Source organism: Variovorax sp. 22077 (genome assembly GCF_052044195.1).
GTDB lineage: Bacteria > Pseudomonadota > Gammaproteobacteria > Burkholderiales > Burkholderiaceae_C > Variovorax > Variovorax atrisoli.
This window is the reverse complement of record NZ_JBQEQC010000005.1, coordinates 155758-176596: the sequence shown is the minus strand read 5'-3', so window position 1 is coordinate 176596 and position 20839 is coordinate 155758. Positions and strand designations below refer to the sequence as shown.

The 20839-nt window shown below is 69.6% G+C and carries 19 protein-coding genes; 8 read left to right on the top strand and 11 right to left on the bottom strand.

The genetic code is table 11. The features are described 5' to 3' along the window. The first annotated feature begins 2 nt into the window (after positions 1–2). The 7 genes from ACTJLF_RS09155 to ACTJLF_RS09125 all read left to right on the top strand — a co-directional run bounded on the left by ACTJLF_RS09155 (position 3) and on the right by ACTJLF_RS09125 (position 8775). Positions 3–587 (top strand): MSMEG_0567/Sll0786 family nitrogen starvation N-acetyltransferase, encoded by a 585-nt coding sequence (locus tag ACTJLF_RS09155; RefSeq protein WP_440882938.1) that lies wholly within the window; start codon positions 3–5, stop codon positions 585–587. Then, on the top strand, positions 584–1591 hold the full coding sequence (locus ACTJLF_RS09150; RefSeq protein WP_440882937.1) for a sll0787 family AIR synthase-like protein: 1008 nt from the start codon (positions 584–586) through the stop codon (positions 1589–1591). The genes ACTJLF_RS09155 and ACTJLF_RS09150 overlap by 4 nt, the downstream gene beginning before the upstream one ends. After that, complete coding sequence (locus ACTJLF_RS09145) at positions 1584–2765, top strand: MSMEG_0565 family glycosyltransferase (protein WP_440882936.1); 1182 nt, start codon at positions 1584–1586, stop codon at positions 2763–2765. The genes ACTJLF_RS09150 and ACTJLF_RS09145 overlap by 8 nt, the downstream gene beginning before the upstream one ends. After that, the gene (locus ACTJLF_RS09140) at positions 2756–3040 is read left to right on the top strand and encodes an MSMEG_0570 family nitrogen starvation response protein (RefSeq protein WP_019655228.1); all 285 of its coding nucleotides are present in this window, start codon (positions 2756–2758) and stop codon (positions 3038–3040) included. Before ACTJLF_RS09145 ends, ACTJLF_RS09140 begins: the two co-directional genes overlap by 10 nt. Positions 3041–3079: 39 nt before the next feature. Next, entirely contained in the window at positions 3080–4384 is a 1305-nt protein-coding gene (locus ACTJLF_RS09135; RefSeq protein ID WP_440882935.1) for an MSMEG_0569 family flavin-dependent oxidoreductase, read from the top strand. A 727-nt stretch (positions 4385–5111) separates the two neighbouring features. Next, the gene (locus ACTJLF_RS09130; RefSeq protein ID WP_019655230.1) at positions 5112–7328 is read left to right on the top strand and encodes a LamG-like jellyroll fold domain-containing protein; all 2217 of its coding nucleotides are present in this window, start codon (positions 5112–5114) and stop codon (positions 7326–7328) included. Between the two features lie 106 nt (positions 7329–7434). Continuing rightward, positions 7435–8775, top strand: a complete 1341-nt coding sequence (locus tag ACTJLF_RS09125; protein ID WP_440882934.1) for a hypothetical protein — start codon at positions 7435–7437, stop codon at positions 8773–8775. A gap of 31 nt (positions 8776–8806) precedes the next feature. Here ACTJLF_RS09125 and ACTJLF_RS09120 read toward each other — a convergent pair whose 3' ends face one another. The 7 genes from ACTJLF_RS09120 to ACTJLF_RS09090 all read right to left on the bottom strand — a co-directional run bounded on the left by ACTJLF_RS09120 (position 8807) and on the right by ACTJLF_RS09090 (position 14475). Continuing rightward, positions 8807–9598 carry an SDR family NAD(P)-dependent oxidoreductase gene (locus ACTJLF_RS09120; RefSeq protein ID WP_019655232.1) on the bottom strand — a complete coding sequence of 264 codons (792 nt, stop codon included), beginning with the start codon at positions 9596–9598 and terminating at the stop codon, positions 8807–8809. Then, on the bottom strand, positions 9595–10113 hold the full coding sequence (locus tag ACTJLF_RS09115) for a nuclear transport factor 2 family protein (protein WP_019655233.1): 519 nt from the start codon (positions 10111–10113) through the stop codon (positions 9595–9597). The genes ACTJLF_RS09120 and ACTJLF_RS09115 overlap by 4 nt, the downstream gene beginning before the upstream one ends. A gap of 76 nt (positions 10114–10189) precedes the next feature. After that, positions 10190–11047: an SDR family NAD(P)-dependent oxidoreductase gene (locus tag ACTJLF_RS09110; RefSeq protein ID WP_126185215.1), complete on the bottom strand. Its 858-nt coding sequence runs from the start codon at positions 11045–11047 to the stop codon at positions 10190–10192. Then, the gene (locus tag ACTJLF_RS09105) at positions 11044–12015 is read right to left on the bottom strand and encodes a Bug family tripartite tricarboxylate transporter substrate binding protein (RefSeq protein WP_440882933.1); all 972 of its coding nucleotides are present in this window, start codon (positions 12013–12015) and stop codon (positions 11044–11046) included. The genes ACTJLF_RS09110 and ACTJLF_RS09105 overlap by 4 nt, the downstream gene beginning before the upstream one ends. Positions 12016–12031: 16 nt before the next feature. Next, positions 12032–12604, bottom strand: a complete 573-nt coding sequence (locus tag ACTJLF_RS09100; protein ID WP_440882932.1) for a carboxymuconolactone decarboxylase family protein — start codon at positions 12602–12604, stop codon at positions 12032–12034. A 6-nt stretch (positions 12605–12610) separates the two neighbouring features. Beyond that, the gene (locus ACTJLF_RS09095) at positions 12611–13603 is read right to left on the bottom strand and encodes a Bug family tripartite tricarboxylate transporter substrate binding protein (protein WP_019655237.1); all 993 of its coding nucleotides are present in this window, start codon (positions 13601–13603) and stop codon (positions 12611–12613) included. Positions 13604–13611: 8 nt separating this feature from the next. Next, a complete protein-coding gene (locus ACTJLF_RS09090; protein WP_440882931.1) occupies positions 13612–14475 on the bottom strand; it encodes an SDR family NAD(P)-dependent oxidoreductase in 864 nt (287 codons plus the stop codon). Positions 14476–14621: 146 nt separating this feature from the next. Here ACTJLF_RS09090 and ACTJLF_RS09085 point away from each other — a divergent pair, with 146 nt between their 5' ends. Further along, positions 14622–15641, top strand: coding sequence for a substrate-binding domain-containing protein (locus ACTJLF_RS09085; RefSeq protein WP_019655239.1), 1020 nt, complete (start codon positions 14622–14624; stop codon positions 15639–15641). On the opposite strand, the gene ACTJLF_RS09080 is transcribed toward ACTJLF_RS09085, so the two are convergent. The 4 genes from ACTJLF_RS09080 to ACTJLF_RS09065 are packed head-to-tail and all read right to left on the bottom strand — an operon-like array spanning position 15638 to position 20824. Next, the gene (locus ACTJLF_RS09080; protein WP_440882930.1) at positions 15638–16597 is read right to left on the bottom strand and encodes an NAD(P)H-dependent flavin oxidoreductase; all 960 of its coding nucleotides are present in this window, start codon (positions 16595–16597) and stop codon (positions 15638–15640) included. The genes ACTJLF_RS09085 and ACTJLF_RS09080 overlap by 4 nt on opposite strands. Next, positions 16594–17598 carry an NAD(P)H-dependent flavin oxidoreductase gene (locus ACTJLF_RS09075; RefSeq protein WP_440882929.1) on the bottom strand — a complete coding sequence of 335 codons (1005 nt, stop codon included), beginning with the start codon at positions 17596–17598 and terminating at the stop codon, positions 16594–16596. Before ACTJLF_RS09075 ends, ACTJLF_RS09080 begins: the two co-directional genes overlap by 4 nt. Next, the gene (locus ACTJLF_RS09070) at positions 17595–18701 is read right to left on the bottom strand and encodes a CaiB/BaiF CoA transferase family protein (RefSeq protein ID WP_440882928.1); all 1107 of its coding nucleotides are present in this window, start codon (positions 18699–18701) and stop codon (positions 17595–17597) included. Before ACTJLF_RS09070 ends, ACTJLF_RS09075 begins: the two co-directional genes overlap by 4 nt. Beyond that, positions 18698–20824: an acetate--CoA ligase family protein gene (locus tag ACTJLF_RS09065; RefSeq protein WP_440882927.1), complete on the bottom strand. Its 2127-nt coding sequence runs from the start codon at positions 20822–20824 to the stop codon at positions 18698–18700. Before ACTJLF_RS09065 ends, ACTJLF_RS09070 begins: the two co-directional genes overlap by 4 nt. Between the last annotated feature and the right edge of the window lie 15 nt (positions 20825–20839).

Sequence of the window (20839 nt, the reverse complement as noted above, 5' to 3'; positions counted from 1 at the left end):
CCATGCTGTGCCTCGACGACCTCTGCGAGATGGGCGACCGGATGGGCGATCACTATGCGCCCGTCGAATACCTGGTGCGCGAAGTCGCGCAGCAGTGGGAGCGCGACGAGGCCATGGCGCTGCGCCGTGCGGTGTTCTGCATCGAGCAGGGCATCTTCGCGCGCGACGACCGCGACGCCATCGACGATCGCGCGCAGCTGCTGGTGGCTATGTCCTGCAACGGCGGCATGCCGGAGCAGGTGGTGGGCACCGTGCGCATCCATCGCGCCCAGGGCGAGGGTGCGGGCAAGGACGAATGGTGGGGCTCGCGGCTGGCCGTGCATCCCGCGTTCCGCAGCCAGGGTCACCTGGGCGTTACGCTGATCCGGCTGGCGGTGTCGCGTGCCAATGCGCTGGGTTGCGAGACCTTCCTGGCGCAGGTGCAGCTGCAGAACGTGCCGCTCTTCCGCAAGCTCGGCTGGCAGGTGCTCGAGGAGACCAGCGTGCACGGCCGCCCGCATGCGCGCATGCAGGCCGACCTCGGCTGGTATCCGCCCTGCCACGATCCCGTGAGCGGCTTCGTCACGCGTGCGCGGGTGGCGTCATGACGACCGGGGTCCACGACATCGCCGAGGCCCTGCGCGCCACGCGCGGCTTCGCCCACAAGCGCGACATCAGCGACGTGGTGTCGGCACTGGGCCGCTCGCTGCCCGGCGGACACGATGCGCTCGCGCAGGCCGTGCCGGTCGGCGACGACTGCGCGGCCATTCCCGACGGCCGCGGCGGCTACCTGCTGTTCGCCATCGAGGGGCTGGTGGAAGACTTCATCGTGCGCATGCCCTGGTTCGCGGGCTACTGCGGCGTGATGGTCAACGTGAGCGACGTCTACGCCATGGGCGGACGCCCGACGGCCGTGGTCGACGCGCTGTGGAGCACGGGCATGAACCCGGCCCACGACATGCTGCGCGGCATGGCCGAGGCCTCCGCGCGCTACGGCGTGCCCATCGTCGGCGGGCACAGCAACAACCGCAGCGATCGGCCCCAGCTCGCCGTGGCCATCCTCGGCCATGCCCGCAGGCTGCTCACCAGCTTCGACGCGAAGCCGGGTGACCTGCTCTTGATGGCCGCAGACCTGCGCGGCGCCTACGAAGAACCCTTCCCATACTGGAACGCGTCGACCCGCGCGCCTGCCGCACGTTTGCGCGCCGACCTCGAACTGCTGCCCTCGATCGCCGAGAGCGGCCTGTGCCGCGCCGCCAAGGACATCAGCATGGCCGGCGCCGTGGGCACGGCCATGATGCTGCTCGAATGCTCGGGCGTTGGCGCCCGCATCGACCTCGACGCGATCCCGCGGCCCGACGGCGTGCCGCTGCTGCGCTGGCTGTCGTCCTTTCCGAGCTACGGCTTCGTGCTGAGCGTGTCGTCGGCGCAGGCGGCGGCAGTGACCGCCCGGTTCGCCGCGCGCGACATCGCCTGCGCGGTGGTCGGCCAGGTCGATGCCACACGGCAGGTGCGGCTGCGCGCCGGCGGCGAAGAGGCGCTGCTGTGGGACTTCGGCAGCGATGCCTTCATCCAGCCGGCGGCCCACACCCGGGAGGCGACCTATGTCTGATCGCCCGCTGCGCATCGCACTGCTGACGCATTCGGTCAACCCGCGCGGCGGCGTGGTCCACACGCTGGAACTCGCCGCGGCGCTGCACGAGGCCGGCCACGCGGTGACCGTGCTCGCACCCGCCGCGCCGGGGCAGCGGCTGTTCCGTCAGCCGCCCTGTGCGGTCGAACTGGTGCCGGTGCAGACGACACCGCGCGACACGGTGGAGATGGTGCGGTCGCGCATCGAGGCCTTCGTGCAGCACCTGCGCGGCATGCTGGCGCGCGAGCGGTTCGACGTGCTGCACACGCACGACTCCATCGGCGGCAATGCGCTCGCCCGTCTGAGCGATGCAGGCGACATCGACGGCTTCGTGCGCACCGTCCACCATCTCGACAGCTTCGACGTGCCGCAGCTCACGCAGTGGCAGCACACGGCCTTCGCGCGTGCGAGCCAGGTGCTGTGCGTGAGCCGGCTGTGGCGCGAGCACCTGGCGAGCGAGTACGGCATCGCCGCGCACGAAGTGCCCAACGGCGTGGACACCACGCGCTTCTCGCCGCAGGCGCGGTCGTCCGATGCCGCGCTGGCGCAGCGCCTGGGCATCCGGCGCGGCGCGCCCGTGGTGCTGGCGCTGGGCGGTGTCGAGGAACGCAAGAACACCGCGCGGCTGCTGTCGGCCTTCGCGCTGCTGCGTGTCTCGCACCCGCAGGCGCAACTGGTCGTGGCGGGCGGCGCGAGCCTGCTCGATCACTCGGCCTATGCCCTGCGGTTCCGCGTGCTGATGCAGGAGCTGGGGTTCGACGACGATCCGGCGCAGCCTGTGCGGCTGACCGGCCCGCTGCCTGACGAGGACATTCCTTCGCTCTATAGGCTGGCCGATGTCGTCGCGATGCCTTCGCTGCGCGAGGGCTTCGGGCTGGTGGTGCTCGAGGCGCTGGCGAGCGGCGTGCCGGTGGTCGCTTCGCGCATCGCCCCGTTCACCGAGTACCTCGCAGAGGACGACGTGAGCTGGGCCGACCCGTCCGATGCCGGCGCCATCGCTGCCGCCCTGCGGCATGCGCTCTCGACGCGCGACGCGCAGCGCATCGCGCGTTCGGCTTCGCGGCTCTCGGGGCATTTCAGCTGGCAGGCCAGTGCCGAACGGCACGCGGCGCTGTACCGCGCCGCCATCCAGGAGACCGAAGCATGCCCGTGATGCATTTCCACGTGCGCTGGCCCGACGCCAGCGAGACCCGCTGCTACTCGCCTTCGCTGGTGGTGCGCGACTTCCTCGTGCCCGGCGAGCGCTACGACCTCGACGACTTCCTGCTGCGCACGCGCGAGGCGCTGGGCATCGCCTCGGAGCGGGTGCGCGCGAAGTACGGCTTCGCCTGCTCGCAGGCGATGGACCAGCTCGCGGAGATCGAAGGCATCGCCGCGCGATTCGGCAGCACCCCCGATGCGAAGGTCACCGTCGTCGCCTTCGACTGACCGGCCCCGCTACATCCAGAGAGAGAAAGAGAGACCCTCATGTCACATCCCTACGGCGGACGCAGCCACTACAGCGTCGTCATCGTCGGCGGCGGCCAGGCCGGCCTGTCGCTGAGCTACTGCCTGCAGCTGCGCGGCATCGACCACCTCGTGATCGAGAAGCGCAGCCTCGTGCACACCTGGCGCACGCAGCGCTGGGATTCGTTCTGCCTCGTCACGCCCAACTGGCAGTGCCAGCTGCCGGGCTGGGGCTACAAGGGCGGTGATCCGCACGGCTTCATGGTCAAGGACCAGATCAACGAGTGGCTCGCCGGCTTTGTCGAGCATGTGAAGGCGCCCGCCATCGAGGGCGTGACCGTGGAGCGCGTGGCGCGCGACGGCGAACGCGAGCGCTTCAACGTGCAGACCGACGTCGGCCTCTACACCGCCGACCAGGTGGTGGTGGCCTCGGGCGGCTACCACCGTCCCATCGTTCCGCGTCTGGCGGAGAAGCTGCCGGCGGGCGTCGCGCAGTTCCATTCGGCGCAGTACCGCAACCCGGCGCAGCTGCCCGAGGGTGCGGTGCTGGTGGTGGGCTGCGGGCAGTCGGGCGCGCAGATCGCCGAAGACCTGCACTTGGCCGGCCGCAAGGTCCACCTGGCCACCGGCAATGCGCCGCGCTGCGCGCGCTTCTACCGCGGCCGCGAGGTGGTCGACTGGCTCGCGGACATGAAGTACTACGACATGCCCGTCACAGAGCACCCGCTGCGCGAAGGCGTGCGCGACAACACCAACCACTACGTTACGGGCCGCGACGGCGGCCGCGACATCGACCTGCGGCGCTTCGCCCTCGAAGGCATGGAGCTCTACGGCCTGCTCGGCGGCTTCGACGGTGGCGCCTTCGAGTTCCAGCCGAACCTGCGCGACAACCTCGACCAGGCCGACGACACCTACAACCGCATCAACGCATCGATCGACAGGTACATCGCCGCGCAGGGCATCGAGGCGCCGCCGCCTTCGGTCTACACGCCTGTGTGGGAGCCGGCGCAGGAGCGCACGAAGCTCGACCTTGCAGCAGCCGGCATCACCAGCGTGATCTGGTGCATCGGCTTCTCGCCCGATTTCGCGTGGGTCGACGCGCCGGTGTTCAACGGCCGTGGCGCGCCCGTGCATCTGCGCGGCGTGACGCGGGAGCCGGGGCTCTATTTCCTCGGGCTGCCATGGCTGCATACCTGGGGCTCGGGGCGCTTCTCGGGCGTGGCGCGCGACGCGGAGTTTCTCGCGGAGGCCATCGAGGGATATCGAGTTCAGCTGCGTGGCATGCGGGCCGATACCGGCGCGCCGATGAGCCTGCAGGCGGCATAGCAAGCGTCGTTCAATCGAGCGCGGACTGACGCGCTCGAGCGTGATGACGCGTCCGCGCGCGGGTGCGTCTGCGGCGATGTCCTTGAGCGGGCCGCGTACCTCGTTCGTTCTGCAGCGTGAACGGGTCAATCTCTTGCTTGCGCAGTTGCAGCACCCGTTGCAACGAAGCGCTGGCGCGTCTGCGCGCCAGCGCTTCCAGTCATTCTGAAAATGAAATTCAGCCGCTCATTTTCAGAGGCAATCCGACGCGCGATTTCTTCATCTTGTGGGCCACACTAGGCGCCCAATGGAGGTTCCCTCCAGCCACTCCGGTTCGACTTCAGGATCGGGTCTTTCCTCAGACAAGCAGGTGCCGGCGCAAGTCGAGCCCTGCCCGAACGTGGGAGTGAACTCCGCAACCTGATCGAGCTGCGAGCTGGCGATGCGATCCGAGGCCCGCAGTGCGGCAGCCATGCGCTGCCGTGCGTGTTCGCGTCTGTGTGCTGCATGGCGAGGTGCTGCTCGTGTATGTCGAACATGCACGGACAAGGCAGCGAGCGATGACATTCAGTGGCGTTGCCGCGCATCGCATGTGACAACGAATGTCACTTCCTGTCGTTACACGTCGCTCGTGTTGCGCGCAATGTATCCATCGGTTTTACCGATTTGATCGCGCTGAGCGATCGAGCAATGTGGCACGCAGTTTGCGGAATCACTTCTTTACACATTCACGAGAAATGACACACCCATGAGCGATGAGAAGAACGCAAACCTGCTGGATCGACGCACTTTCTTCCTCGGTACCGCAGGTGCCCTGGCACTGGGCACGACGGCATGCGGTGGAGGAAGCGGGGGCAGCAGCTTCTCGCCCATAGGCGGCGCAGCCGCGCAGCAGGCGCCGCAGCAGCAGACCCCCGCTGCGGTCGCCGGTGCCGATTCCCCCGGCACCCCCGATAGCCCTGCACCCGAGCCGACGACCCCCGAGCCCACAGTGCACAAGATCGTGCACCCCGGCCTGCTCGTGACGGAAGACGACCTACAGCGCATCCGCGACAAGCTGGCCGCCAATGCGGAGCCCTGGGTGGGTGGCATGAACATGATGCTCAAGACGAACAACACCAACCTCGACGCGAATCCGCGTCCGCTGGCGTTGGTGACGCGCGGCGTCGATGGCGAGAACTACTGGCAGATGATCGGCGACATGGTGCGCGCCCTTCATCTCGCATTGCGCTGGAACATCTCCAAAGACGAGCGCTATGCGAAGAAGGCGGTGGAGTTCCTCAACGCATGGTCGTCGACCTTGACCGAGCTGGGCGGCAACTCCAACGTCTTCCTCGCCTCGGGCCTCTACGGCAACCAGTGGGCCAACGCCGCCGAACTGATGCGCAGCTACTCCGGCTGGGCGAAGGAAGACGTCGCGCGATTCCAGACCATGCTGCTGAACGTGTTCTATCCGAAGGCCCACGACTTTCTTGTCAACCACAACGGCACCGAGATCAGAAAGGTCACCCACTACTGGGCCAACTGGGACCTGGCCAACATCTGCGCCGTCTATGCGATCGGCGTGTTCTGCGACCGGCCCGACCTGGTCGCCGAGGCGAGCAACTACTACAAGAGCGGACGTGGCTGCGGCGCGAGCGCCAACAACGTCTACTACGTGCACCCCGGTTACCTCGGTCAATGGCAGGAGAGCCATCGCGACCAGGGCCACTCCACACTCGGCATCTCGCTGGCCGGCATGCTGTGCCAGATGGCCTGGAACCAGGGCGAGGACCTCTTCGGCTACTGGAACAACCGGCTGCTGGCCGGTGCGGAGTACGTGGCCAAGACGAACCTCGCGGATGCCAACGGCAACGCGCTGTACACGATGCCGTTCGCCCCCTACGACGGAGTCCACGGAGCGGGGACCGCTGCGGCGGGCACAAATCAGTTGCGGCCCAACTGGGACCTCATCTACAGCCACTATGTGAGCCGCAAGGGACTCTCGGCCCCCTGGACCAAGGCGATGCTCGACAAGATCCGGCCCGAGCGCGTCGACGGCGGAGACCAGCCGGGCATCGGCACGCTGCTCTATGCACGCGATCCGGTTCCTGCTGCCAGGCCCAGCGGCCTGAGCGCATTCCTGAGCGATGGAAAGGTGCAGCTGTCGTGGTGGGGCACCGCAGGCGCTTCGCAGTACCTCGTGCAGCGCGCGGCGTCGCCCAACGGTCCGTTCACGACCCTCGCGCCGGTCACCGACCCGCGCACCTACACCGACGATCCCGACCAGGGCACCTGGTACTACCGGATCGACGCGGTGACCGACGCCGGAGAGATGACCGGTGCGGACACCCTGCGCGTGGCGGTCCCGGGCGAGCTGTGGCTGCACCTGCCGCTCAACGGCGATGCCAACGACGCCAGCGGCCGCGGCCTGCACGGGCAACTGATCGGCGGCACGAGCTGGGGCGAAGGACGCAACGGCGGAAGCGCCGTGCAGCTCGACGGCCGCAGCGGTCACATCCAGCTGCCCGACGGAGCCGTGTCGGCCCTGGGCGATTTCACGGTCGCGGTGTGGGTCTACTGGGATACGGCGTCGGTCATCGCACGCGTTTTCGACTTCGGTTCCAACGACGTGGCCTACATGATCCTCATCCTTCGCGACGGCAACAAGCAGCTGCGTTTTTCAGGCTCTCGCAATCAGTTCTGGAAGGAAGAGTCGGTGGCCGGCGGAGAGACACCCACCGGGCGCTGGGTGCACCTGGCGGTCACGCTCTCGGGCACTGTGGGCACGCTCTACATGGATGGCGCGCAGGTGGCCACCGCAGACGGCATCTGGATGAATCCTTTCCAGATGGGCAAGACCACCCGGACCTGGCTGGGGCGCTCCCAGTACGGCGGCGATCCGTACTTCAAGGGGCGCATGCAGGACTTCCGCATCTACAGCGGCGCGAAGGACGCAGCCTTCATTGCGGACCTCGCCCGCTGAGTGCCATCGGGCAGCAGCGCTGCCCGGAACACCCGCAACCCGAACCGGCGCGCGCATGCACGGGCGCGCCGGTGCTTGCTCGACTTCGACCTTTCGGATTTCTCTCATGGACATTCTTTCTCGGCGGTGCGCTTCCGCGCTGGTGGCTTCTCTGTTGCTCTTCGGTTGTGGCGGAGGAGGTGGCGGCGGAGGAGGTGGCGGCGGAGGAGGGGCCGGCGTTCCGCTGGTCGGCAGCCCGGCGGGCCAGGGCGGCACGGGCACTCAATCCGATGGCGGCCAGAGCAACGGCGCGCAGAGCGGAGGCGGTCAGAGCAGCGGTGACCAAGCGGCCGGCAACAACTCCGGCAGTGGCACCCAAGGCGGCAATGGAGGCACGAGCGGCGGCTCCGCACCTGTCGCGGCCACCGTCGCCCTGGCGAACAAGCTCGGCAAACCCGCCCGGGTGCTGGTTGGCCTGAGCGCCAATTCCACCGATGACTTGAAGAGCCAGGACATCCACCCCGACATCGTGGAGCACTACCTTGTGGGGATCGTGGGCTACAACGGAGGCTGGCCCGACTGGAACGCGGGCGGCGCCTACGTCACCATCTTTGCGCAGGCTGCGCAGGCCTACGGTGCGGTGCCCATGTTCACGCTCTACCAGATGACGGCGAACGGCGAGGGCAATGTCGGCACGACCGACGATGTGGCCTTCATGGACAAATACTGGGGCCAGGTCCGGCTGATGTATCAGCTCATCGCGAAGCTGGACAAACCCGTTCTGATCAACGTGGAGCCGGACTTTTGGGGCTTCGCTGCAGGGAAGCGGTCCGATCACGATCTGACGAAACTTCCCGCTCGCGTCAGCGGTCAGCCCGAATGCAGCACGCTGCCCGACACCGTCGCGGGCCTCGGCCAGTGCGTCGTGCAGATGGGCCGGAAGATCGCGCCCAAGGCGCTGATCGGGTTCCCGCCCGCGTTCTGGAACGGCACGCCCTCCGAGATCGGCGCGATGATGCAAACCGCCGGCGCGAACCAGGCGGACTTCATCGTCGCCCAGACCAGCGACCGCGACGCGGGCTGCCGGGAGGTGACGCCGAGGCCCGACGGATGCCAGAACGGAAGCGATCGTTACTGGGACGCGAGCAACAAGACCAGCCCGAACTTCCACGATTCGCAGAAGCAGTATTCGGACTATCGCGCAGCCTTGGGCAACGGCCTGCCCATCCTGTGGTGGCAGACGCCGATGGGCGTTCCTTCCGACACGCCCGGCGGCACCGACGGGCACTACCGTGACAACCGCGTCGACTACATGCTGACCAACACGCAGGAATACGGTGACATGCACACCTTCGGGATCGTCTTTGGCGCCGGCTGGGGCAACCAGACCACGATCGCTACCGATGGCGGCCAGTTCGCGCGCCTTTCCGCGCAATACCTCGCACGAGGCGGCGCTGCGCTGAAGTAGCGGATCAGCGCTCTAGCGGCTTCCTGTCTCCCTATCGCGCGGAAGCACCGCCATCGACCGGAATGATCGCCCCGGTCATGTAGCTGGAAGCAGGAGAGGCCAGCAGCAGGGCCAGCCCCTTGATCTCTTCGACCTGGGCCACGCGGCCGAGGGGAATGTGGGTCCGCATGCGCTCGGCCGACTCCGGAAGACGCAGGCGCCCGCCGTTGATGTTGGTGGCGAAGGGGCCGGGTGCGATGGCGTTCACCAGCACGTTGTGCGGTGCGAGCTCCATCGCGGCCTGCCTGACCAGGTTGTTCGCCGCCGCCTTGGACGCGACGTAGGCGTAGCCGGAGAGCGACTCCGAGCGCAGGCCCGCGATCGACGTGGTCACGACGATGCGTCCTTCCCTGCGCGGCTTCATGTGCCGCGCAGCCGCGCGCACCGTGTGCAGCACGCCGTCGAGGTTGATGCGCAGGACCTTGTCCCAGTGCGCGAGGTCGATGTTCTCCAGCTGGCCCGCCTCCACGACGAAGCCTCGCCCTGCGCTGACGCCCGCGTTCGCGAACACGCAGTCGATGGCGCCGTGGCGCGCTGCCATGCCGTCCACCAGCGCGTCGACCGCCGCGGCATCGGCGACGTCCAGCGTTGCGCCTTCGGCCAGCGGGTAGCGCGATTTCAGTCGCTGCAGCTGGGCATCGAGCGCCTGCGCATCCATGTCGGTCATGAGCGTGCGCGCACCGGCTTCCAGCATCGTCTCCGCGAAGGCCAGGCCGAGGCCGCTGGCGGCACCGGTGACCAGGACGCTGCGCCCGGTGAGGTCGAAGAGCGAAGCCAGGCTCATGCCGCCTCCGCGTTCTTCTTCACCGGCAGCAGGGCCTCCCAGTGCTCGGCCGCCTCGACCATGTAGTGGACGGTCAGCACCACCTTCTTGAAGAGCCATCGGCCGTCGATGCGCACGTAGGTGTCGTCGAAGCGCCCCACCACGTAGAAGCTCTTTCCGCCGTGCACGGGGCGGCCGTCCAGGTAGGACTGGCCGGTGCCCGTGTCGCCGTCGACACTCACCTCGTGCTGGTGAATGAACTGCCGCGCGTACTGCACGGGAAAGTTCTCGAAGAAGCTGCGGATGGCCTCGCGTCCGAAGACCTCGGGGCGCCCGTTGTAGATGACGCTCGCGTCTTCCGCGAACAGCTCGTGCAGGCGCGGGCCCTGGTCCTCGTTGACCAGCATGTGGTAGCGGGCGCGCAGCGCGCGGATCGCCTCGACGCTTTCGAGCTGGTCGACGCGGCGCTGCAGGGCCTGCAATTGCTGCGAAATCTGCGCGACCTGCGCGAGCGTGCCGTTGGCTTCGGTATTCATTGGGATTCTCCGGAAGAGGGTGCATGGCCCCGCGGTGGCGCAGGGCCGATATGGCAGTGGAGGAGGCGCGGCAGTCTCATCCCGCCTCGGGATGCTCCTTGCCGAAGTCGTCGAGGATCGCGTTCATGCGTCGCCGGACCGAGCCGCCGGTCTGGCTGTGCGGAATGACGTAGAAGCGCCCCGCGCGAACTGCCGCCAGCGTCGCTGCGGCAACGTCCGTCGCATCGATGGGGGACGCCGCCATGCCTTGGCGCACGCGCTCGTCATAGGCCGCGGCGGGTGCGACGGTGTCGGCGAGGGTGCTCGGCCGATTGCGCTGCGATGCATGGATGCCGGTGGGCAGCAGCGAAGGGCAGACGACGGTCACGCCGATCGGCGCGCCGGCCTGCTCCAGGTCGCGCGCGAGGCACTCCGAGAAGGCAACCACCGCGTGCTTGCTCGCGCTGTACACGGCGGAGCCGGCCAGCGTGGCGAGCCCGGCGGCGGACGCGGTGTTGATCACGTGGGCGGGTCGGCCCCGTGCGCGCATGCGTGGAACGAAGCTGCGCACGCCGTTGGCCACGCCCAGTACGTTCACGCCCAGCACCCACTGCCAGTCCGATTCGGTGGCGGCCCATGCGGGCCCGAGCACGGCCACGCCTGCGTTGTTGAAGAGCCAGTCGACGCCACCGAAGCGGTCGTCGCAGGCCTGCGCGAAGGCCTCGACATCGGCGGCGCGGCTCACGTCGCAACGCTGTGCGAGCGTGGGCACGCCCATCGATCGAACGAGTGCCTCGGTGCCAGCGAGCGCTTCCGTCTCGACGTCGGCGAGCGCCACGGCCATGCCCTCGCCCGCGCAGGCCAGGGCCAGCGCGCGGCCGATGCCGCTGCCGGCGCCGGTGATGGCGGCCACGGCGGGGGCGGCGAGCGTGTGCGGTGCGGTCGGCGCGGTCATTCCAGCGTCACTCCGGCCGTGCGCAGCACTTCCGTCCACTTGACGGCTTCGCGGCTCACGTAGGCCTGGAATTCGGCGTGCGGCATGTCGATGACGAAGCTGCCCGCGGAGTCGAGCGCGCTCCTGACTTCCTGCGACCGCAGCGTTTCCGAGGCTTCCGCCGACAGCCGCTTCACGATGCCGTCCGGCGTCTTCGCGGGCGCGAAGAGACCGCCCCAGCTCAGCGCCTCGACGCCCGCGAAGCCGGCCTCGGCCATGGTCGGAACTTCCGGCAGCATCGGCATGCGCTGGCCGCGCGTGACCGCCAGCGCGCGAAGCTTGCCGCTGCGGATGTGCGGCGCGGAGGTCTGCACGAAGTCGAACATCGCATCGACGTTGCCCGAGACCAGATCGACCAGCGCCGCAGAACTGGCCTTGTACGGAACATGGGTGAAGCGCGTGCCGGTGCGCGTCTGCAGCAGTTCGAGGCACAGATGCCCCGAGGTGCCGTTGCCGCCCGAGCCGAAGTTGAGCTTGCCCGGATTCTTCTTCGCGAGCTCGACCAGTTCGGCCACCGAGCCGATGCCCAGCCTCGGGTTGACCACCAGGACGTTCGCGTTGCCCGACAGGCCGTGGATGGCCACGAAGTCCTTCACCGGGTCATAGCGGATCGTCTTGTACAGCGCGCTGTTGGTGCCCTGGGTGCCTTGCGTGCCCAGCAGCAGCGTGTAGCCGTCGGGCGCGGCGCGCGAGACGAACTCGGCGCCGATCGAGCCGCTCACGCCGACCTTGTTGTCGATCACGATGGGCTGTCCCAGGCGGGTGGCGAGCACGCGTGCGATCACGCGGGCCTGCTGGTCGACGACGCTGCCCGCGGAGAACGGAACCACCAGGGTGACGGGCCTGGAGGGATAGGTCTCTGCACGCAGCACCGGGGCCAGCGAAGCCAGGCCGGTGGCAACGCAGAATTGCCGGCGGTTGAGGGTCATTACTGTGTCTCCCGGTTCAGTTCTGTCTCAGGATCTCGGCCCATGGGGCGTGGCCGGCGAGCACGTCGCTGCCTTCCAGGTCGACCTCGAAGTTCTCGAGCACGCGGCACACCAGCATGTAGTAGCCGATGGTCATCACGATCTCCATCAGCTGCTGTGGCGGCAGTTGCGCGGCCAGCGCGTCGAACATCTCGGGCGGCGCCTTGACCTGGCGCACCACGGCGTCGGTGAAGTCGAGCACGCGGCATTCGAGGCTGTCGAACAGGGTCCTGTCGACGCTGCCTTGCGGATGGTCGAGCACCGCCTCGACCTGGGTGGATGGCACGCCGGCCTGCGCAGCCACGCGGCGGTGCTGGGTCACCTCGTAGCCGGAGCCGCACAGCGCACCCACGCGCAGGATCACCAGCTCGCGCAGCGCCACCGGCAGCGAGGAGTGCCGCAGGATGCTGGAGCCCAGGGCCAGGAAACCCTGCGCGGTGGCGCCGCCGTGGGCGACCATGCGGTAGATGTTCAGCGGTGGGCGCCCGCCCAGCAGTGCGTGGAGTTCCGCGGGCGCCTCGGCGAGGTCGAAGTAGGGGATACGGGCCATGATCTTTCAGTCGAGTCGGATGGCGGCGGCGCGGATCACCTCGCGCCACCGGAGGGTTTCACTGCGCGCGAAGTCGGCCAGGGCCTGTGGCGTGCCGCCCTGGGGCTCGATCGTCAGTTCGCGCATGCGATCGGCCACTGCCGGGGTCTGCAGCGCGCGATTCACTTCCTGGTTGAGCCTGTCGATGAGGGGCGCCGGCGTGCCGCTAGGCGCCCACAGGCCGCCCCAGGCCGCGATCTCGCAGTCGGGCAGGCCCAGTTCCTCGAAGGTCGGCACCTGCGGCAGGAGCGGCAGCCGGCTGCGGGAGGTGACGGCCAGCGGGCGGATCTTCTCGCTGCGGATGTAGGCAAGGTTGCCCGCCACGTTGTCGAAGATCGCCGGCACCTGTCCGCCGAGAACGTCGTTGAGCGCCGGGGCGCTGCCCTTGTACGGGATGTGCGCGAGCCGTACCCTGGCCGCGCGATCGAGCAGCACGAGCGAGAGATGGCCGCTGGTGGCGTTGCCGGGCGTGGCGACGGCGATGCGCTCGGGCTTCGCCTTTGCCATCGTGATGAAGCTCCCGAGGTCGCGCGCCTCGAAGGCCGGGTTGACGCACAGCACGTTGTAGACCTTGCCTTCGAGCGCGATCGGTGCGAAGTCCTTCACCGGGTCGTAGTCCAGCTTCGGATAGAGGCTGACGTTCATCGCATGCGTCGCGTTGGTGCCGTAGAAGAGCGTGTAGCCGTCGGGTGCGCTGCGCGCCGCCACCGCGGCCGCGATGTTTCCGGAGGCACCCGGCCGGTTGTCGACGATCACCGGCTGGCCCAGCTGACGGGCCAGTTGATCGGCAAGGCGGCGCGAGGACTGGTCGGCCGATCCGCCCGCTGGAAAGCCCACGACCAGGCGCAGGGGCCGGCTGGGGTAGGCATCGTCGCGTGCCGCCATCGCGGCACCCAGGTGCGGCGCCGCGACGGTGCAGGCGGCTGCCTGGAGGAATCGGCGTCTCTGCAGTCGCTGCATGGTCGCACTCAGGCCGAGGCGCGCGGTGCCGCGATGCCGCCGGTCAGGCCGCCGTCGACCACCAGCGCGTGGCCGTTCACGTAGGAGGCCTCGTGCGACATCAGGAACAGGGCCGCATAGGCCACTTCCCAGCCCGTGCCCTGGCGGCCGAAGGGCAGCGGCATCGCGAGGCGGTCGGACCTTCGGCGCGTTGCCGCGCGGCCGATGGGCGTGTCCATCAGGCCGGGGAGGATGCTGTTGCAGCGCACCCCCCGCGCCTGCCCCGCCATCGCGATAGAGCGTGCGAGCGATACCTGCGCGGCCTTGGTCGTCTCATAGGCCGGGTTGAAGCTGGAGTTGCGCAGCGCGGCGATCGACGACAGCAGCACGATGGAGCCGCCGGGCGCCATGTGCCGCAATGCCTGCTGGCCGAACAGCATGCACGAGCGCACGTTGGTCGCGTGCTCGCGGTCCCAGGCTTCGGCGGTCTGGTTGTCCAGCGACAGCCCGCTGGCCACGCCCACCACCATCACGAGGCCGTCGAGGCCGCCCATCTTCTGCACCGCGCGTTCCACCGTCGTGGCGGCGGCCTCCGGCTGCGCGACGTCTGCCACCTCGGCATGGGCCGTCGCGCCCGATGCGCGCACCAGGTCGCAGGTCTTCTGCAGCGAGGCGGGGTTGATGTCGACGCAGGTCAGCGTCGCGCCCTCGTGGGCGAACAGCAGCGAGATCGCCCGGCCGTTGCCCACGGGCGGATCAGGGTCGTCGATGTCGCGCTGGCCCGCGCCCACCACCAGGATGCGCCGCTGCACGAGGCGGCCCGCGGAGGGCCGGAGGTCGCCGAGCGCTTCGGCAAAAAGCTGCTGCCCGGGCTGGATGGCTGGCGAGGACATGCGTGTCTCCTTGGTCGTCTTTCGTTGCGTTCATGGTTCAGTTTTGGAAACGTTTCCGAAATGGTGGAAACCCTCGGCCGCTGTCACCTAAGATTCACCCCGTCCCAGTCCCTCGTCTCCTTGTTCGCAAGGGAATCTCCATCCGAATGAATGCAGGAAAACAGAAGATCGATCTGCGCGACGTGGCGCGCCTGGCGGGTGTCTCGCTGGGCAGCGCGTCGCGCGCGATGAACGGCGCCGGCGCCTCGGCGGCCACGCAGGAGAAGGTCAACCAGGCGGCGGCGGCGCTGGGCTACCGCCCCAACCATGCGGCGCGCGTGCTGCGTTCGCGGCTCAGCCGCACCGTCGGCTGCCTGCTGCCCGACATCTCGAACCCGCTGTATGCGCAGGTGTTCCGCGCGCTGGAGGACGAGTTCCTGCGGCACGACTACCTGCTGCTGCTGGCCAACGGCGCCAACGACGTCGACCGCGAGACGAAGGCGTTGGGAACGTTCACGCAGCGCGGCATGGACGGCGTGATCCTCGCGCCCGGCAACGAGCGGAACGCGGCGCTGGTGGAGGCGCTGCGGGTGCTGCCGATGCCGGCCGTGGTGTTCGACCGCGAAGTCAGCGGTGCCCACGATGCCGTGCTCATCGATCACGCGGGCGGGGTGCGGCGCGTGGTCGAGCACCTGCTCGGCCTGGGGCACCGCGACATCGCCCTCGTGCTCTGGCAGGGCGATACGCGCCCAGTGCGCCGCCGCGTGCAGGGCTTCCGCACGGCGTTCCAGGCCGCGGGCCTGCCCGTGCCCGATCTGCTGGTGCAGGCGCGCAGCGTGACGGCCTCGGTCAAGGCGGAGGTCACCGAACTGCTTGCGCGACCGGAGCGACCCACCGCACTCATCGTGCAGGGCACCCACATGCTCAACAGCGCACTGCGCGCGATTGCTGCGCGCGGGCTCCAGGTGCCGCGCGACATCTCGGTGGTCGCCATCGGCGATACGCCCTTCGCCGCGGAGCACGACCCCGCGGTGAGCGTGCTCGACATCGACCAGTCCGAGACCGCGCGCTGCCTGGTCGACCTGCTGCTCACGCGGATCGCCGACAACGGCCTGCCGCAGCGCAAGGCGCGCGTCGGCCTGCGCTACGTGGAGCGCGATTCGGTGGCCAGGCCCGCGTCGGCCTAGGACCGATCAGCCGCCGCAGTGCCACGGTATTCCTCAACGAGCGCATCCACCAGCTCGGCGACCGTCGGCACGGCGCGCACGCCGGACACTGAATGCCCCGCGCTCCAGATGTCGGTCCAGCGCTGGTTGGGCGCCGCATTGGCGCCGCCGCCGTAGCGTCTTCTCGCTTCCTCGACCGAGATGCTCTCGTCGAGCGTCGAGATGTCGATGCCCAGCCGCCGCGCCGACGGCGCAAGAAAGCTGGCGGGCAGCCCGGTGAAGCCGCGCGTGAGAAGCACGTCGTCGATCGAGCTGTCGACCAGCATGTGCCGGTAGTCGTCGCTCGCCAGGCTTTCCTGCGTGGCGATGAAGCGCGTGCCCATGATGCCGAGGTCGCAGCCCAGTTCCCTGGCGGCGCGCAGGGCCACGCCGTCCGACAGCCCGCCCGCCAGCACGATGGGGCCGTCGAACACGCGGCGCACCGCGCGCACGAAGGCGAACGGGTTCGCCCAGCCGGTGTGGCCGCCGGCGCCCGCGGTGAGCAGCACGAGGCCATCGACGCCCGACTCGATGGCGCGCACCGCATGGTGCAGCGAGGCCACGTCGGCGAACACGCGGCAGCTGGCTTCGTGCAGGCGCGGCACCACTGAGGCCGGCGAGCCCACGCTGGTGATCACGAGCTGGGCGCGGTGCCGGGCGATGAGTTCGACCTCGGCCATCACCCTGGCGGGGTCGCGCCGCATGATGAGGTTGGGGCAGCAGGGCGCCGTGCGCTCGGGCGCGGCGGCGGCTTCTTCATCCAGGCGGGTGAGCCAGGCGTCGAATTCGTCGAGCGTCTGGCAGTTGGCCGTCGGAAAGGCGCCGATCACGCCGGCGGCGCAGGCGGCGGACACCAGTTCGATGCCAGAGACACGCAGCATGGGCGCGGCGATCAGCGGCAGAGCCAGTCGGTCGAGGAAGGGAAGGGCGTGGGTCATGGCAGCGCAGTGGATGCGTTCAGGTGCGCCAGGGCGGCGCGCGTTTGCAGGACGAGTTGCTCGACGATCGCGGCGAGCGGCTCGGTGCGCGTGGCGAAGCCGATGGCCGGGCCGAGTGAGAGCATGCCGTTGCGCCAGTCGCCGTCGCCGTAGCAGCGGTCGCGCGCCACGCGGCTGTCGAGCAGGGCGCCGAAGGCGGCGTGGTCGGCCGCGCCGGCGCGCTCGATGGTGTCGACCTGCGCGGCGGTGTCGTTGCGCAGCACGCGCCAGGTGTTGCCCAGCGTGTGCAGCAGGCGCACGGTGCTGTGCTCGTCGCAGTCCACCAGGTGGTTCTTGTAGGCCGCATGGGCCGAGACCTCGTCGCTCACGAGGAAGCGGCTGCCCATCAGCACGCCGTCGGCACCGAGCGCGAGTGCGGCGGCGAGCTGGCTGCCGTGGCCGATGCCGCCGCCCAGCACCAGCGGAACGTGGAGCTGCCCCCGCGCCATGGCCAGCGCGCCCATCAGCATGGTCGGAAGCTCGTTGGCGCCGGGGTGCCCGCCTTCCTCCATGCCGACCAGCGCGACCGCGTCTGCGCCGGCCGCCTGGGCGGCGAGGGCATGCCGCACGCTCGATGCCTTGTGGATCACGATGCCGCCGGCTGCGTGGATGGCCCGGATCAGCGCATCGGGCGCGTAGCCCGCGGTCTCGAAGTGGCGCACGCCGTGCGCCAGCGCGGTCTCCAGCGAAGCCTGCACGCCGGCATTGGCCTGCGGGCGTGCCGACAGCGTGAGGTTGACGCCGAAGGGACGGCCTCCGGTGATCTCGCTGCAGCGCCGCAGCTGCTCGCGCAGCGCGGCCTCGCCGTCGAAGGAGCGTGGGGTGATGAAGCCCATGCACCCTGCGTTGGTCAGCGCGCCCACATAGCGCGCGTCCGAGAGCCACATCAGCCCGCCGCCGAGGATCGGGTAGGCCAGGCCGAAGAGACGCGTCAGGCGGGTGGACAGCGGAGGCTGGCTCACGGCAGCAGCTGGCGTGCGTTGTCGAGGCCGGGCGCATCGCCAAGCGCCGACGGATCGACGCCCGCGAGCGGCACCGGAAAGCGCACCAGCGACAGCGCTTCGGTGCCGTTGACCAGGCCGCGCTGCGCGAACTGCGGCAGCGCAGCGAGCTCGGCGGGCGGCACCACGGGCGCGACGGGCAGGTCGTTGCGCGCCATCGTCTCGAAGGCTTCGGCCGAGTCGCGCGCGGCGAGCTGCTGCGCGATGCGGTCGTTGATGGCCTGGGCCTGCTTCTTGCGCGCGCCCAGCGTGCGGTAGGGCTCGCCCGCGAAGTCGCCCATGTCGAGCACGTCGCAAAGCCGCGCCCAGAAGTGGTCTTCGAGCGCGGCGACGCTCAGGTGCTGCCCGTCGCGGCAGCGGAAGCTGCCGTACGCGGGCTTCAGCTGCGTGGACGTGCGCTGGCGCTCGAGGCTGTTCGCGCCGTCGGCGCGGTAGGCGCCCAGGCGCGGGTTCATCCAGTGCAGCACGCAGTCGGCCAGCGCCACGTCCAGGTGCTGGCCCCGGCCCGTGCGCTCGCGCTGCAGCAGCGCCGCCAGCGTGGACGACAGCGCATACATCGAGCCGCACAGGTCCGCCACCGGCAGGCCGAATTTCTGGGTGGGCGGGCCGCCCGGTTCGCCCGAGACCGCGAGCGCGCCGGCCGCGGCGAGGTAGTTGATGTCGTGGCCGGGCAGCTGCGCCCACGGCCCCTCCTGCCCGTAGCCGCTGAGCGAGACGTACACGAGGCGCGGAAAGCGCTCGCGAAGGCTCGCGTAGTCCAGGCCCAGGCGCGCCATCACGCCGGGGCGGTACGACTCCACCAGCACGTCGGCCTGCGCCACCAGCTCCTGCACGCGGGCGCGCTGCGCCTCGTCCTTCAGGTCCGCCAGCAGGCTGAGCTTGCCGCGGTTCACGGCCTCGAAGCCGCCCGGGCCCATGCGCCGCGCGTTGTCGCCGCCGGGCGGACGCTCGATCTTGATGACGCGCGCGCCCATCTCCGCGAGGTTCTGCGTGAAGAAGGGGCCGGGCAGCAGTTCGCTGAAGTCGAGCACGGTGACGCCCGCCAGCGGGCCGGCGGCGCTCACGCGGCGCCTCGCTCGACGATCACCGCGTCCAGCGGCAGGGCGCCTTCGCCCCGGGCGCCGACCCAGATCGGGTTGAGGTCCATCTCCTCGATGCGCTGCGCATTCGCCGTCACGAACTCGGACACGCCCAGCAGCAGCCGCTCCAGCGCGGGCACGTCGGCCACGGGCCGGCCGCGCGCGCCATCGAGCACGGGGAAGCAGCGCATCTCGCGCACCATGGAGGCGGCGTCCTCGGGGCTCAGCGGCAGCAGGCGGCGCGTGACGTCGCGCAGGATCTCCACGTAGACCCCGCCCAGGCCGAAGGTCATCACATGCCCGAACACCGGATCGCGCGTGACGCCCGCCATCAGCTCCACGCCGCCGCCCGGTGCCATCTTCTCGATCAGCAGGCCGTCGATGGCGGCATCGGGCCTGTGATGCCCCGCCGAGGCCATGATGTCGTCCCATGCCAGCTCCAGCTGCGCGCCGTCGGCGATGCCCACGCGCACGCCGCCGATGTCGGACTTGTGCAGGATGTCGGGGCTGGCGATCTTCGCGACCACCGGGTAGCCCATGCCGTCGGCGAACTGGCGCGCTTCTTCCCGCGTGCGCGCCACTGCCACGGGCAGCAGCGGGATGCCGGCCTTCTCCAGCAGGGCCTTGGCCTGCAGTTCCGAGAGGTTGCGCAAGGCACCGGCCGGCGCTGCCAGCACGGCACTCGGAAGGCGGCGCGCTGGGCGGTCGGCCGCGCTGCGGCGCCAGCGGCCCCATTCCGTCCAGCGCCGGATCGCGGCGATCGCCTTGCCCACCGAGCGCGGCGGCGCGAAGCCTGCCGCGACCAGCATGCGGTATCCCTCGCCCAGCCTGTCGCTCATCCAGATCGGGACGATGGGGCTGCGCACGCGCTTCTGCGCCGCGATGATGGTCTGCGCCATGCGCACGGTGGTCTCGCCGTAGTCCAGCGCGATCGGCGCGATCACGCAGCCGGTGTTGGGGTCGGCGGCGACCGCGCCCAGCGTGCTTTCGACGAGGTCGGCGTCGCTGAGCACGGCGGCCGTCGTGTCGACCGGGTTGTTGACAGCCGCGTAGTCGGGCAGCTTGCTGCGAAGCAGCGCGATGGTCTCGGGTGCGAACTCGGCCAGCGTGAGGCCGGCCGTGCCCACCGCATCGGCCGTCAGCGCGGTGGTGCCGCCCGAGGAGCAGTACACGCCGATCTCCTCGCGCTCGCCGGGCATGGCGCGCGCGAAGAGCCAGGCCGTGTCGACCAGCTCGTCGATGTCGTCGACCTCGATCACGCCGTACTGGCGGAACACCGCGCTGTTGACCTCGGCCGAACCGGTCAGCGAGGCCGTATGCGACTGCGCGGCACGCTGCCCGTACTCCGACTTGCCGACCTTCAGCGCGATGACCGGCTTGCCGTTGTCCGCCGCGCACTGCAGCGCGGCCAGGAAGCGCGGGCCGTCCTTGATGCCTTCGAGCAAGGTCACGATCACCTTGATGTCCGGCGCGGTCGCCATGTAGTGGATGAAGTCCGCCACCTGCAGGTCGACCTCGTTGCCGGTGGAGGCCCACAGGCCGATGCCGATGCCGCGCTCCATCGCCTGCATCACGTTGCGCCCCAGCCCGCCGCCCTGCGTGGCCAGGCCGATCGGGCCCTTGACCAGGTCGTGCGGGAACGACGGCGAGAAGGTCATGCCCAGGCGGGCGTTGACGTTGGTCAGGCCGGGGCAGTTCGGTCCGTAGACGCGCATGCCGGCCTGCTCGGCGATCTCCTTGAGCCGGGCCTGGGCCCGCTCGCCCTCGGCGCCGGCCTCGCCGAAGCCCGAGGTGAGGATGATCGCGAAGGGCACGCCCCTGGCCGCGCATTCCTCCATCACCGCGATGACGCCCGATGCGGGCACGGCGATGACGGCGACGTCGGGCGTCTGCGGCAGCGAGGCGATGCTGGGCCAGCAGCGATGGCCGCGCAGTTCGCTCTTCGTGGGATTGACCAGGTATAGCTCGCCGTCGATCTGCGAATGGTCGAGCAGGTTGCTCAGGGTGCGCCCGCCGATGCTCTGCGGGCGCTCGGAAGCGCCGACGAGGGCGATGGCGCGCGGATGGATGAGGCGTGACAGGTCGGTGCCGAAGGCCGGATGGGTCATGCTGTGCAACTCCTG